The 14,550-nt window shown below is 51.3% G+C and carries 12 protein-coding genes and 1 pseudogene; 3 read left to right on the top strand and 10 right to left on the bottom strand.

The genetic code is table 11. The features are described from left to right. Window positions 1–21: 21 nt before the first annotated feature. From RBR41_RS02910 to RBR41_RS02870, 9 genes are all read right to left on the bottom strand, one after another. The gene (locus RBR41_RS02910; RefSeq protein ID WP_320350903.1) at window positions 22–738 is read right to left on the bottom strand and encodes an ABC transporter ATP-binding protein; all 717 of its coding nucleotides are present in this window, start codon (window positions 736–738) and stop codon (window positions 22–24) included. Next, a complete protein-coding gene (locus tag RBR41_RS02905) occupies window positions 725–1,522 on the bottom strand; it encodes an ABC transporter ATP-binding protein (RefSeq protein WP_320350901.1) in 798 nt (265 codons plus the stop codon). The genes RBR41_RS02910 and RBR41_RS02905 overlap by 14 nt, the downstream gene beginning before the upstream one ends. Then, window positions 1,522–2,679 carry a branched-chain amino acid ABC transporter permease gene (locus RBR41_RS02900; RefSeq protein WP_320350899.1) on the bottom strand — a complete coding sequence of 386 codons (1,158 nt, stop codon included), beginning with the start codon at window positions 2,677–2,679 and terminating at the stop codon, window positions 1,522–1,524. The genes RBR41_RS02905 and RBR41_RS02900 overlap by 1 nt, the downstream gene beginning before the upstream one ends. Window positions 2,680–2,681: 2 nt before the next feature. Further along, the gene (locus RBR41_RS02895) at window positions 2,682–3,605 is read right to left on the bottom strand and encodes a branched-chain amino acid ABC transporter permease (protein ID WP_320350897.1); all 924 of its coding nucleotides are present in this window, start codon (window positions 3,603–3,605) and stop codon (window positions 2,682–2,684) included. An 80-nt stretch (window positions 3,606–3,685) separates the two neighbouring features. Beyond that, complete coding sequence (locus RBR41_RS02890; RefSeq protein ID WP_320350895.1) at window positions 3,686–4,864, bottom strand: branched-chain amino acid ABC transporter substrate-binding protein; 1,179 nt, start codon at window positions 4,862–4,864, stop codon at window positions 3,686–3,688. Between the two features lie 490 nt (window positions 4,865–5,354). Then, window positions 5,355–6,203 carry a nitroreductase family protein gene (locus RBR41_RS02885; RefSeq protein ID WP_320350893.1) on the bottom strand — a complete coding sequence of 283 codons (849 nt, stop codon included), beginning with the start codon at window positions 6,201–6,203 and terminating at the stop codon, window positions 5,355–5,357. A 206-nt stretch (window positions 6,204–6,409) separates the two neighbouring features. Next, window positions 6,410–7,804, bottom strand: coding sequence for an NAD-dependent succinate-semialdehyde dehydrogenase (locus RBR41_RS02880; protein ID WP_320350891.1), 1,395 nt, complete (start codon window positions 7,802–7,804; stop codon window positions 6,410–6,412). A 61-nt stretch (window positions 7,805–7,865) separates the two neighbouring features. Then, entirely contained in the window at window positions 7,866–9,023 is a 1,158-nt protein-coding gene (locus RBR41_RS02875) for an iron-containing alcohol dehydrogenase (protein WP_320350890.1), read from the bottom strand. 111 nt (window positions 9,024–9,134) lie between these two features. Beyond that, complete coding sequence (locus RBR41_RS02870) at window positions 9,135–9,740, bottom strand: TetR/AcrR family transcriptional regulator (RefSeq protein ID WP_320350888.1); 606 nt, start codon at window positions 9,738–9,740, stop codon at window positions 9,135–9,137. Window positions 9,741–10,266: 526 nt separating this feature from the next. On the opposite strand from RBR41_RS02870, the gene RBR41_RS02865 reads away from it, so the two are divergent. Beyond that, window positions 10,267–11,052: a hypothetical protein gene (locus RBR41_RS02865; RefSeq protein WP_320350887.1), complete on the top strand. Its 786-nt coding sequence runs from the start codon at window positions 10,267–10,269 to the stop codon at window positions 11,050–11,052. Next, entirely contained in the window at window positions 11,049–12,917 is a 1,869-nt protein-coding gene (locus RBR41_RS02860) for a hypothetical protein (protein WP_320350885.1), read from the top strand. Before RBR41_RS02865 ends, RBR41_RS02860 begins: the two co-directional genes overlap by 4 nt. Before the next feature lie 71 nt (window positions 12,918–12,988). Here RBR41_RS02860 and RBR41_RS02855 read toward each other — a convergent pair whose 3' ends face one another. After that, a complete protein-coding gene (locus tag RBR41_RS02855) occupies window positions 12,989–13,348 on the bottom strand; it encodes a hypothetical protein (RefSeq protein WP_320350884.1) in 360 nt (119 codons plus the stop codon). A gap of 69 nt (window positions 13,349–13,417) precedes the next feature. On the opposite strand from RBR41_RS02855, the pseudogene RBR41_RS02850 reads away from it, so the two are divergent. Continuing rightward, a pseudogene (locus RBR41_RS02850) lies at window positions 13,418–14,549 on the top strand (IS3 family transposase). The last annotated feature ends 1 nt before the right edge of the window (window position 14,550 follow it).

The following is a 14,550-nucleotide window of genomic DNA, read 5'->3' as shown; positions in this document are numbered from 1 at the left end:
GGCGACGCCTCCTTACCGGGTTCAGCCAAAGTAGGCTTTTTGCACTTCGGCGTTTTCTTTGAGTTCTTTGGCGGTGCCGCCAGCCACAATGCGCCCCTGCGAAAGCACGTAGCCCTGATGGGCTATGGCCAGGGTTTGTCGTACGTTTTGCTCTACCAGAAAAACGGCAATGCCGCTCTCGCAGATTGAGCGTATTACCCTGAAGTTTTCACTGACCAGCGCGGGCGAGAGGCCCAGCGACGGTTCGTCGATGATCAGCAGGCGAGGCTCGTTCATCAGTCCACGTCCAATGGAGACCATGGCCTGCTCGCCGCCCGACATGGTGCCCGCAAACTGCGCGCGTCTTTCGCGCAGACGGGGAAAGATTTCGTAAACTCGCGCCAAGCGTTTTTGTATTTTGGCGGTGGATGGCTCCTGATATGCCCCCATGAGCAGGTTTTCTTCCACATTCATCTTGGGGAACACGCGCCGCCCTTCTGGTATGCACGATATGCCCATCCGCACTATTTTGTACGGGGCCATGCCGGTAATGTCCACACCTGCAAACTGAATATTGCCCGACCTTGGGGGCGTCAGCCCCACTAAAGCGCGGATGAGGGTTGTCTTGCCCGCGCCGTTGGAGCCGAGCAGGCAGGTTGTTTTGCCGGGCTGGATGTCCAGCGATACGCCGCAGAGCACATCGGCCTTTCCGTAAGCCACATGCAGATTTTCGACCATCAGAGGTTTAAACTTGTTCATCTTCGCACACCTCCGTGCCGAGATAGGCTTCCTGCACCATGGGGTCGGCGGTTACTTTCTCGTAACTGCCTTCGCACAGTTTTTCACCAAAGTTCAACACAACACAGCGGCTGGTTATGCGGCGTATCACGTTCATTTCATGCTCGATAAGCACAATGGCGGGTTTGGCTTCGCCTGTTTCCATGCGCACAATTTCGTCCATGAGCTGCTGGGTTTCCTCGTGGGTCATGCCTGCCGAGGGTTCGTCCAAAAACAGCAGCTTGGGTTTGCCAATCAGCGCGCGGCACAATTCCACCCGCCGCCGGTCGATCATGTTCAGCTCGCTGACAGCGTGGTGCAGCTTGCCTGGCAGGTCTGGGTTCAGCGCCCGCAGCAGGGCGGCTGCGGTTTCTTCATATTCGTGATATTTCTTTATAAAGGCCTTGCGCTGCAGTATATTGTGCATAAACGACAGGTCGAGGGTCTTGTGGCTACCGATCATGATGTTGTCGAACACCGTAAGATCGAGGCACAGGCGCGAGCGCTGAAACGTGCGCGCTATGCCCGCCCGGTAAACCTCCTGCGGCGAAAGACCTGTGATGTCTTGCCCGTTGAACATGACCTTGCCCGCGCATGGGTGGTAGATGCCCGTCACAACGTTGAAAAACGTTGTTTTGCCCGAGCCGTTGGGGCCTACAAGACCCACAACCTCGTGGCTGTCCACGTGGATATCCAGGGACTGGAGCGCCATAAGCCCGCCAAAGCGCATGGACAGCCCCGTACATTCAAGAAGATGGGCGCACATTATGCCATGCCTCCCGTGTAGCTGCGGACGCGGCGGGGCAGTAGCCCGGCCGGGCGAAAGATGATCATCAAAAGTACGATGCTGGAGTAGATGAGGTACCGGTATTCCTGAATAACCTGGAATTTTTCCGGCAGGGCAACCACAAAGGCGGTGGCCACCAGCACCCCCCAGCTGTTGCCGATGCCGCCCAGCAGCAGGATGGAAAGAAAGAGCAGCGAATCGGCAAACGAAAAGTTGGCCGGGCTGATGTAGGCCAGCATCATGGCGTAAAACGCGCCCGCCATGCCCGAAATAAAGTTGCCCATGGTGAAGGCCGTTATTTTCCAGCGCGCGATGCTTACGCCAAAGCAGGCCGAGGCTACCTCGTCACCTCGCACCGCGTCCATGGAAAGCCCGAACCACGAGCGCTCCAGGCGACGGATAAAGCCAAAGGTCAGGCAGAGCATCAGCAGGGCAAAAAGGTCGTATTTGGCGTAAAACGAAAAATCCAACCCGCCTATACGCATATCATTCATAAAGCTTAGGCCGAGCACGTTCAGCCCTTCAACCGGTATGCCCTGAGGGCCGCCAAACCATGGGCAGACCTCAAGAAAGACCCTGAACAGCAGGGCAAAGGCCATGGTCACAAGAGCCGCATAGTGGCCCGACGTGCGCAGTACCGGCAGCAGTAGTATGCAGCCCGTGAGTGCCGAGGCCACGCCGCCCAGCGGCAGGGCCAGCAGCGAGGGCACGCCCGCGTTGGCCATGAGCAGGGCCGCCGTGTAGCCGCCCACACCAAAAAACGAGGCCGCGCTAAAGTTGATGACCCCCGCGTAGCCCAATTGCACGTTGAGTCCCAGCACCGCAACGGAGTAAGTCATGATGGTGCCCAGCAAAAACAGGTTGTAATGGTCGTCGTGGAAGATCAATATCAGCGCAAGGCTCATGCCGAGCATGAGGCGCGTCCAGAGGGTTTCGTTCTGGCGGGCGGCCTGCAACAGCACGTCCAGCAGGCCGCAAACCTTGAGGTCCAGCAGCAAAAACAGCCCCACGCCGAGATAAAGCAGAATGGTAGTCTGTTCTTCAGCCATCAAAAACAGGGCAAGAAAAGCCGTTATGCCCACTGCGGTCAGCACGCAGGTGAGGGGCCCGGCAGGCGTATTACGTAAGGAAAACATGGCTAGACCCTTTGGCTGGATTTTTCGGCAAGAAGGCCCGTGGGCTTCCAGGCCATAAGCACGATAACGACGCTGAACGCAAAAACATCTTTGTACGCGCTTGAAAATGGCAGGGCCACAGCGCCGATGGTCTGCAAAAACGCAAAGATGAATCCGCCCAGGATGGCCCCGTAAATATTGCCCAGACCGCCGATGACGGCCGCGCTAAAGCCGATGGCCCCCAGCAGCAGCCCCATGCTGAAGTTGATCTCATTGTAGTAGATGCCGTTCATGATGCCTGCCAGCGCGGCAACGCCACAGCCAAGAGCAAAAGCGGTCAGCACCACCAGCGAAAAATTTACGCCCATAAGCTGCGCGGCTTCGCTGTCCTGCGCCACGGCGCGGATGGCCATGCCCAGCCGTGTGCGCGAGATGAGCAGGTGTATCAGCACCACCGCCGCCGCACCGGCGCTGAACAGCACCAGATTGTCAAACCGCAGAGAAAGCTGCCCGTAATTCAGTGACCAGTCGGGCAAAAGATGCGGAAAAGGCTGGGGGTTTGAGCCGTTGGGAAAAAATAAACGTATGGATTCGCGCAGCACTGTGCCCAGCATCATGGTAGCCAGCAGCGTGTTGAGCGCGGGGGCCGCGCGTAGACGCATGATCATGGTGCTGGCCAGCAACATGCCCAGCAGGGCCATACTGGTCAGCGCCGTAAGCGCCACCCAGAGCAGCGACCAGCCCGGAGCAAGCCCCGGAAACATGTGCTGCAGATACATATACACGGCGAGGCCGGAAAAACCGCCCAGCATCACCGTGTCGCCGTGGGAAAAAATAATGACATCAAGTACGCCGAAAAAAATGGTGAATCCCACGGCGACCAATGCGTACATCATACCCAGCATAAGGCCATTGATGACGAATTGAATGAGAAGTGACATGTCCATGCGGGAAATCCTTGCCTTGCTGGTCTTTGTCTCCGTCCGGCGAGAGGATCTCGCCGGACGGTATGCCCGAAACGTGTGGTTTACTTGTTGGGGTACCTGAGCTGGCGCTTGCCGGAGGCATAATCGCTATCGCTCCAGAAAACCCACTGGCCGTCCTGAACCACAAATGTACTGACAGCGGGCTCAATGTTCTGGCCGTGGTCGTCAAAGGTCACCTTGCCCACCAGGGTATCCGCGCCTTTAACTGCGCTCAGCGCTTCGGTGATTTTTTCACGGTCGGGGCCAGTGCTTTCAATGGAATCCAGAACAAGCTTCATGCTGGCGTAGGCAAAGGGGCCGTAGGCTTCGGGCGATTCGGCGTAGCCGTGGTCCTTGTAGCTCTGCAAAAAGGCTTCGCCACCGGGCAGCTTTTCAAGCGGGGTACCTTCAATAAAGCTCAGGCTGCCCTCGGCCACCTCGCTGCCCACGCCGGTCACAAAGGCGTCAGACTTGATGCCCGAGACGCCCTCAAACTGGGCGTCAAGGCCGAGTTTTTCCATCTGCGAGCGCACGCGCACACCCACGGGCACAAGGCCGCCAAAGTAGATCACGTCGGGGTGCAGAGACTTGATCTTGGTCAGCTCTGCTGTGAAATCCTGCTGATCAGGGGTAACCCCAAAGGTTTCTATAACCTTGCCACCCTGTTCGGTGATGAACTGGGTAAAGTAGTCTTTGTGGGATTTGCCGTAATCGGTGATGTCGTGGATGATTGCAAAGGTTTTATAACCCTGGTCGGTCATGAACTTGGCTGCCACCTGGTTCTGGTTGATCATGGTGCCGGGCGTGCGGAAAATTTCCTTGTAGTCGTTGCCGTAGGTAATGCCGGGGTGTACCGCGCCCCAAACCACCGCAGGCATATGGAAGCGGTGGTAGATATCCACCGTGCCCAGAGCCACGGCAGAGCAGTAGTGGGTTACGGCAGCCGCAACCTTGCGATCCGAGGCCAGCTTTGTAGCCACCTGAATGCCGATGTTGGGCTTGCATTCATCGTCGTAGGATACAAAGAGGTAGTCGAATTTGCGGTCGGGGTCTTCGTTGCGTTGCTTGACGGCCAATTCTGCGGAATTGCGCCCGCCAACGCCAATGGCGCTCACGCCGCCGGTAAGGGGACCCACAAAACCAACCTTGACGGTCTCGCGGGCCTGTACGGAAGTGGCGAGGCATAAAATTGCGGCGCAGCAGCCAAGTGCTTTGCGCCAATTGATCGAAATACGGGACATGGCAATCCTCCACATGTTTGTTTGAACTTATAAACAGCAAAAACAATGCCATGCTGGATTTAAACTTAACACTGCTAAATATATTATTTTTTTAAAGTTGATGGTTTTCAGGTGATACAAATTTGTTGTTTTAACGGGCTAATGAGATGTTTTTGTATCAACCTGGGAGTTACTCCCACTAACGCGCCCCTGAAATCCTTCAGGCATACTGCGAGCTGTACTTTCACTGTCTCAGGTTGGGCATTGCATTTTTATTTCTTGCTGAGAGCAAACTACCTTAACGAAACTGGCGTGTTACTGGAAATCAGTTAAGTGGTTCATCGCAATCAAGGACGAACACACCACGCATCCCGACTGCCCAACTGGCACAGCATGGAGAACATGCTTCGGACTCCATTTTTGAAAACGAAAAAGGCTGCACGTTCATGCAGCCTTTTTTCAAAATCGACCTCCAGGGCTAAGCCCTGTGATCATCGGGTAAGGTCTTATTTCACCGTATGGTGAGGTTTATTTCTTTTCTGGGGGGCAGGGCATGTGGCCGCAGCTTGGAGATGCCGAAAAACTGCCCTCCCACAATCACCTCATGCTCTTCCACACCGAGAAAATTTTGGAGGGGGGCGTATTTCGCGCCTATAGAGGTAAAATAACCCGCCCAGCAGCAGCCAACCCCATGGGCCAGGGCATGCAATTCAAAATAGGTGAGGGCCACAGCGCCATCTTCCCTTCCCCATGACCATTCCTTCGGGGCCACGGCAATCATCATCTGGGGAGCGCCCCGAAAATAGACATCCGTACCAGAGCGCCATGCTGTGACTGTGGAGCGAAGATGGGCATCATCAGGGGCCAGGGTTTCCATACCCTGGGCTACAAGATCGCCGACTTTTTTGAGGTTTTCACGGGAGTTAATCAATATCCATCGTAATGGCTGCGTATTTGCCGCACTGGGCGCATAACGCACTCCATCCATAATCGCGTCAATTGTGGATTGGGGGACGGGCTCTTTACGGTATTGACGTATGGAGCGTCGGCTCAGCAAAAAAGCCGTAAGTTGATCTTCGGGCGGCCTTTTGGCGAAATTTGGCGCAGGCGTATCTGCAGCGGCGACACCCTCCAGCGAACAGGCCCCATGAGGGCAAAAGGCAATGCACTGACCACAGGAAATGCATCGCGCCGCCCCTTCCGGAGTGTTTTCAGGGAGTTTGTCATCGTTCAGGCGCAACGCAGCGGCAGGGCAAACACTGACGCAAATGCCGTCTTTTTTACAGTGGTGGGTGTCTACAAGAAAAGCTGGCATAGTATTTTCCTTTGAATATTGTGGTGTTAAATTTTTTGGCGTCATGCAAGAGATCTTGCACGCTGTTCCAATCATACTGCTGATGCTCGAGGGGCGAAAGATGTACGCATGTGGAAAATCCAAATATAAAAGGCCCGCTCTGTGTCCCTTTCAGGCGGGAATAGAGCTCCCTGGTTTTTGGTTTCGCCCCATTGGCAGATGGGGCTGTCTCCAGGAAGTTTTTGGAGACAGCCCTTAATGTCCGCTAGTGCCTAGATAAATGGTGCATCTATATCAACGATGCAAATCAGCTTGTGGTTGACGAACTCCTTTATGCCAAGGTCCGTCAGTTCACGCCCATAGCCGGAGCGGCGGATGCCTCCGAAAGGAAGGTCCGCTTTGGGGGATGTGGGATGGTTGACAAACACCATGCCTGTGGAAATGCGCTTGGCGACTGCAGCGCCGTGCAGGGGGTCGGCCGTAAATACCGAACCGCCCAGCCCGTACGGCGAGTCATTGGCGATTTGAATAGCTTCCTCTTCGTTTTTTGCCCGAAAAATCATGGTAACCGGGCCGAAAAATTCCCAATAATAGGCCGGATTGTCCGGAGTCAAATTACTGAGGATGGTCGGCTGCACAAAAGCGCCCTGCGACGGAACCCTTGGCCCCACTTCGGTGGCAGTTGCACCGTGGGACACGGCCTCACGGATCTTGGCCCGGATTTCATCGGCCGCCGCTTGTGAGGACAATGGTGCCAGCGTCGTGGATGGATCAAAAGGATCGCCCGCTTTCAGCTGGGCCACGCCTTCGATGTAACGGCTTAGAAAGGCATCATACACCTCATCCACCACAATCATCCGCTTGGAAGAGACGCACACCTGGCCGGCGTTCCAGTGACGCCCGAATACGGCCCAGTTTACAGTTTTGTCGAGTTCTGCGTCAGCAAGCACCACAAAGGCGTCAGAGCCGCCAAGCTCCATTGTGGATTTTTTCAAGGCCTTGCTGGCCTGAGCCGCGATTATAGCCCCGGCCCCTTCGGAACCGGTCAGAGCCACACCATGGACTCGCGGGTCGTTGATGATCTTTTCAACTTGCTGCCGTGTGGCGAAAAGATTCCGGAAAGCCCCGTCAGGCAGGCCAGCGTCGTGCATCAACTGGTCAAAGGCGGCGGCGCTTTGCGGCACATTAGAGGCGTGCTTCAGCAGCATGGTGTTTCCTGCGGCCAGTTGCGGAGCCAGAATGCGGGCGACCTGGTAGATGGGGAAGTTCCAGGGTTCGATGGCCAGAATGATGCCAAGCGGTTCGTACACCAGGGTCGGCTTGCCCTCGTAAGGGTGCGCGACGCTCAACGCTACCGGGGCCAGCAACTCTTCCATATTGTTCGCGTAATATTCAAAAATACCGGCGGATATTTCCACTTCGGCCAGCCCTTCAGCTGTAATTTTTCCCATTTCCAACGTCAGCAGGCGGGCATAGTCGCTAGCCCGCTCGCGCAACAGGTCAGCCGCACGCTGTAAAATGGCCTTGCGCTTGGAAGAGGGGGTGTCTTTCCATAAAAGAAAGGCATTGTGGGCGTCATCAAGCGCCTGATCCACCTGGCTGTCAGTCTCGTCAGGAAAAGTTTTCAGCACTTCGCCGGTGTAGGGATTGGTTGTTGCGTAAGCCATGACTTTCTCCAGCATTGTTGGATAGTGTGTTGCTGTTAATGAATGCTTCAGCCATGCAGGATTAAAGGCTGGCTTCCAGTATGCGCCGACTGATCTCGGGGGTGATGTCGCTCTTTTCGCCAAGCGCCGTCATGCCGTGCGCTGCAAGCTGCCCGACAATGGCGTCAATATCCTGCTGGCCAAGGCCGTATGCGGACAGAGTGGTCGGCAAGCCGAGGCTTTCAAAAAACGTCCGCGTCTTTGCGATGGCGGCGTCAATCCGTTCTTCTTCGTTTCCATTGGTGATGTTCCAGACACGGGCGGCGTATTGCAGCAGTTTTTCGCGTTTCGCGGCTCTTCGGACCTGCAGGTTGGCCGGCAGCACAATGGCCAGGGTACGCGCGTGATCGATGCCGTAACGAGCGGTCAGTTCATGGCCGATCATGTGGGTTGACCAGTCCTGGGGAACACCCGCCCCGATCAGTCCGTTGAGCGCCAGGGTCGCCGTCCACATCAAGTTGGCGCAAAGGTCGTAGTCTTGCTTGTCTGTCATGAGCTTCGGGCCGATCTCGGTCAGGGTTTGCAGCAGCCCTTCGGAAAATCTGTCCTGAACGCGGGCATCGACCGGATAGGTCAGATACTGTTCAACAACGTGGACAAAGGCATCAACAACGCCGTTGGCAAGTTGTTTTTCAGGCAAGGTAAAGGTCTTGGTAGGATCAAGTATGGAAAATTGCGGAAAGACATGAGGACTCATGAAGGGCAGTTTGGTCTGCGTTGCGCTACGGGTTATCACTGCTCCGTTGTTCATTTCCGAACCGGTAGCCGGCAAGGTCAGCACGCTGGCGAAGGGTAGGGCCTGGGTAACGTTGGAGCCATGCGCTTCCATAATAGACCAGGGGTCGCCCTCAAAGCAGGCGGCTGCGGCAATGAATTTTGTGCCGTCAATAACCGATCCACCCCCAACGGCAATCAGGAAGTCATTTTTTTCGCGCTTGATCTGCTCAACGGCTCGCATCAGGGTTTCAAAGGACGGGTTGGGCTCTATGCCGCCAAACTCCTGAACATTACGGTCGCCAAGGGCCGCTCGCACCTCATCCAACGTGCCGTTTTTGCGTGCGCTTTCCCCACCGTACAGAACGAGCACACGGGCTTTAGCGGGGACAAGTGCATCCAGTTGCGCGGTGGTGTTTTTACCGAACACGATACGGGTGGGGTTGTAAAAGGTGAAATCGTTCATAATGGGCTCCCTTTTTTATTGGCTGATGTGACGTACTTTATATTAGACCGGTCGACTATAAAATAGAACCAGATTTACCCATTGGCAACGCCATGCTGTGCAATAACCACCTTATTTTTGGGGGGGAATATTGAGAATACGGTGCGTTGCAGCCATGGCGGTTTTCAGGGATTCACCATTTCTGGTAATTTTTTCAAGAAGACTCGCCCCCAGCCACAGCTGGTACAGAACCTCGGACAAGAAAAGGGCATCGCCCTCAACAGCCAGAGAGCCATCAGCGCGCGCGTCTTCTATTGCTTTGGCCAGGCGCTGCATAATTTGCGCGGTGCCAATCCGCAGCGCACTACGCATGGCTTCGGACAAATCCGCAACTTCGGCTCCAAGCTTGACCGCCAGGCATTTGCCCTGGGAGTCGCAGCCCGCCTGAGTCTTGAGCCATTTTTCCCAGTAGGCCATCAGGCGCTGCGCGCCGTTTTGTCCTGGTTCTTCCAGCAGTTCTGTGAGTTCTGCCATGTAGTCAGCAAAATACTGCTCAAGCAGGGCTTCCCCAAAGGCATCCTTGGATTTGAAATAATAGTAGAAGGAGCCCTTGGGCACACCAGCTGCGGTCAGAATTTCGGTCAAGCCAACGGCCGAAAACCCCTTGCCGCTCATGATGGCCTGCCCGGTTTCGAGAATATGGCGCCGAACTTCGGCAGCTGGTGTTATCGTTTTCATGGGGCACAAATAGGTCATAGTAGACCGGTTGTCTAGTGGGCAGGCAAGTTTTATTTTGCCCCGCACCGTATTCCTTCCAAACTCGGGCAAAACTTAATCATGAATTTTACGGTGAAACCTTATGGTTATGTATGAAAACCCCAGTTTGGCTTTGGCCACAAAAAAAGGGTATACTACAAAGCCTGGGGCAGATTTATCCCACAACGAAAAAGCTCTTACGATTCCTCATAAGAGCATGATTTTCATTGGCGTCCCCAAGGGGATGTGTAGGTGTAAGTAAGTATCTAGAATGCAATATTATCTGATGGAATGAATTTGTCAATGCCTACATAAATACCTATAAATTAAAAGAGTTGGAGTAGGTTTCGCTGGACTGTATTGGCCGGTTATGGGGCATTGTGTGGAGAGCCGAGAACGCCTATATAGGTATTGTAATCGCAAAGAAAACCTGCAAATATAGAAATATATTTATGATTATGGAAAAAGTAGCAGTTTCACTTTGCACCAGTAATACAGCAGAGTACGCATGGGACACACTAGAATTGGCCGCATACCCAAGTCTAAATCTTGGGAAAAAATCATAGAGCTTTTGAACTCTTCTGGCGATGAAGCTCAACGCTTGTCGAAAGAGGACATTGCCTCTATTGCCAACGACTCCATACTTGCGACAGAAAAGGGACTGATTGAAGCCTCAAATGATACGGGCGTTTATAATGCGATATTTATTGTAGCAAAAATTCTTGAAGCTATTGCCACCAAAGTAGAGTCAGGTGAATATTATATCGACATAAATAAGATGGCTGATTCGCGAGAATTTGCTTTTGAAGTACACTCTAGAGTGCGTTCATTTTTTGTCGAAAATTGTATTAGCTCCGATAAGTCAGAAATAGCACTAAGGTCTATCTCTAAGTCAATCTTGGAGGCAACGGCCCAAAAGCAATTATCTCTTGACGGTAGCGGCTCTGGTAATGAACTTAAAAAGCTCGCCAGCAAGAATGGATTCGCCGAGTTTGGTCAAAGATTCATCGCCAACTACACATACTCTTATGTCAACTTTTTTCTGAGCAGGGTCTCAAACTATAGCGTTGGTAGAGAATGTATACAAAACATTAATCAGCTATCTCATTTTAACGCTGAAAATCAAAAACACTGGAATGAAAGTTCATATATCGTAAGAGATTTGAGCGGAACTTGGTTTGCGAAAAAGGTTTTTTATGAGAAAGACCTCACTCCTCAAAGCGTAAAATCTTATCTATCCTTAGCATTTAGGAAAATGAGTTCCGAAGCAAAGACACAGCGAGGCAAACAATGAGCCGGGCTGTAAGTTTTCTTTGCAACGGAGCGCAAGAGACTCCTTTATGCGCAGGGCGTGTTACAAAAGAAATAGTCTCTGATCCGGGTGCCGCCAACCGCAATGTCAATATCGTCATTGAAAATTTAGACTCTAGATTAAGGCAGCATATCTCAAGTCGTCAGTACGATTTAATTGAAATTGCATCTTTTATCTATACTGCTGATGCTCTTGTGCTGCGTACGGATAAAAAATGGACGGGAGAGGATACTGACGATGGATGGGAACGCGACTTCCATTTTGTAATTCCCGTTTATGACTTTGAGTTCTGGAATACAGAAGCTGTAAAAACGGCTCTTCAAAAATTGCTTACCTTTTTGGTTAATGGAAAGTTTTTATTTGAATTTTTCCCTAAAACGGCATCTTCAAGACAGTATCAATATTTTCTTGGTGAAAGTATCACGGCATTACCCAAAGTAGAAAAGGTAATTCTATTTTCTGGGGGATTGGATTCGCTTGCTGGGGCAATTGAAAATATTTCTGCTGGAATTCCTGTTGCTCTAGTGAGCCATCGCTCTGTCTCTACCATGAATGCGCGCCAAAAAAAGTTAATTGATGAACTTGGAAAGATATATTCTGGAACATTCATGCATGTGCCTGTTTGGATCAATAAAAAATCAGCGCGCTACCATGAATATACTCAACGGAGTCGTTCATTTCTATATTCTTCCCTTGCCGTAGTTGTCGCGGAGATACTCGGGGTTCGAGAAGTTAATTTTTATGAGAATGGGATTGTAAGCCTAAACTTGCCTCTTACCGATGAAGTGCTGCGCTCTCGTGCAACTCGCACAACACATCCGCTTGCGCTCAAACTTTTTCAGGAATTTTTCAATTTATGCTGCCAAGAACCGATAAGCTTTCAAAATCCCTATATATTCTTTACAAAAAAAGAAGTTGTCGGGATAACTTTGGAAAGTAAGGCCAAAGACCTTATTCACCTATCTTCTTCATGCACAAGAACTATCATGGCATCTTCCGTACAGAAACATTGTGGCGTGTGTAGTCAGTGTATAGACAGAAGAATTGCTGTTCTTTCACATAAATCTATAGACACGAGCTTTGACTATGTAACTGACGTATTTTTGGGTGAACGCAAGGTCGATCAGGTAAAAAATACTTACGACAAGGGTGTCGCTGTATCTTATATGCGCTTCGCAAATGAAATAAATAAGATGTCAGAAGAAGAATTTGACTTAATATATGGTTCGTTTATTAACGATGCGGCAGACGCACTTGACGGTTATAACTCTATACGTCCTTTGATAGATATGCATAAGCGCCATGCTGCAACAGTTGTTGATGTGCTTGAACAACAAATAATTCAAAACAAATCAGTCATTGCTTCTGGAGACTTGCAGCCCAATTCATTGATGAGTTTTGTCCTCTCTGGCGCGCACACACAAGAAAGTTCGAAACTATTTACTGAGAATATAGGCAACATACTATCCAAGGCGATTCCACTAGCCTGTAGAAGTGAAAAACCAAAAAACGAAACCCATCTTCAGGACATATGCAGCGCAATTCTTGCCAGCGCCGAGGAGGATATTCAACGGGAATTTCCTTATGTTGCTTGGTCTTTTTCCCTATCCAAGCCTGACTTCAGCGATGAACGCACCGGAACATTTATTGAGTTAAAATATGTAAAAAAAGGACAGACTCCTTCAAAGATTACTGAGCAAATTGCTGCCGACCTTACAAAATATGATGTAAATAACAGAGCTGTGCTATTTGTGATTTATGACCCGGAACGAGTAATTCCAGACGATGATGTTTTTCAAAGTGGCATCAGTCATCATCCTACTGCTTACATGAGAATTATTCGTTAAAAGTGAATGGGCATCGTCTCTCCAAAGCCAATGGGTTATTCTTGGTCAAAGTCAGGTTCAACATCTATAAATTAAATGACTTCTCTATCCAGATTGACGCTAAATTCATCCATCGTCCATGTGTCATCATCATAAAAAAACTCGGCGAACACTTCACATTCTAAATCAATATCCTGTGACTCACTGCTGTCGCCTATAGGATAATATTGGTTATCTTCTTTGTCATATATACTGAATGAAAATGGCCCTTCAATCCATCCGCTCACTGTGAAAACAAGTTTTATTTTTATTGTTTTTTCATCATTATCATAATTTATTGGTTTTATATCAATTACTTCTATTCTATTTGTTCCTGCGGATACGACTTCTGCATCAACATAATACGCTCCTGATGGATATGGATTAAGTTCAAATGGAGCATCTTTCATCATGCTGGATTGACCCTCCCCCCGAGAAGTATGCCATTGAAAAGTTGGTGTTCCTGACATAGGAGCACAAGAATGAAACGTAGCAGATTCACCGAAGAACAAATTATAGCGATCTTGCGGCGAGCCGAGGCTGGAGTGCGCGTTGTCGATCTGTGCCGTCAGAATGGCATTTCGGATGCGACTTTTTACAAATGGCGTAGCAAGTTCGGTGGGATGAACATCTCTGATGCAAAGCGGTTGCGCCAGTTGGAAGATGAGAACGCCCGACTGAAAAGACTCGTAGGCGAGCAGGCTCTTGATGTTGTCGTCCTGAAGGATGTGATCTCAAAAAACTTTTGAAGCCCGCAGCTAATAGGGCAACCGTGCAGCACATTCAGACTGCGCATGGCTACTCAGAGCGGCGGGCTTGCCGAGTGATTCAGTTTAACCGCTGTGCAGCCAGGCGATCACCATCTGAAGACCGTGATCTTCTTTTACGGACGCGGATGCTGGAACTGGCGGAAGATCGGCGGCGTTTCGGTTCTCCACGCCTACATGAGTTGTTGCGCCGGGACGGGTTGGTGCAGAACCACAAGCGGACAGAAAGGATTTACCAGGAAGAAAACCTTTCGTTGCGTACCCGCAAACGCGTGAAGCGTCCAAGCCATGCCCGTATTGTCCAGGCTGGCCCTGATGGCCCAGATGAACAATGGGCGATGGATTTTGTAAGCGACTCCCTTATGGGAGGGCGACGCATCCGGATTTTGACAATTGCTGATCTGTGGGATCGTTCAAGCCCGGTGCTCGAAGTGGATATGTCGTTGCCTGGAGCTCGAGTTGTGCGCGTCCTTGAAAAACTACGCCTCCAAGGAAGGTTACCGCAACGTATCAAGGTTGATAACGGTCCAGAATTTAGCGGTAAGGCCTTGGACGCTTGGGCTTTTGAGCATGGAGTACAGATAGAGTTCACTCGTCCGGGGAAGCCCACGGACAATGGGCACATTGAAAGCTTTAACGGAAAATTTCGGGATGAGTGTTTAAATCAGAACGTGTTTCTGTCCCTGTATGATGCCCGAAGAACGGTTGAGACCTGGCGACAGGATTACAACCAGCGGCGACCGCAAGCACATTGGGCTGGCTAACGCCGGAAGAATTCCGTGAAAAGAGTACAACCTGCAACCCATTGGGAATCGCTAACTTACAACTGGTATACACAGTGGGGTAAG

Source organism: Desulfovibrio sp. (genome assembly GCF_034006445.1).
In the GTDB taxonomy this organism is placed as follows: domain Bacteria; phylum Desulfobacterota; class Desulfovibrionia; order Desulfovibrionales; family Desulfovibrionaceae; genus Desulfovibrio.
The sequence above is the reverse complement of the archived record's forward strand: the minus strand, read 5'-3'. Positions and strand labels throughout refer to the sequence as shown.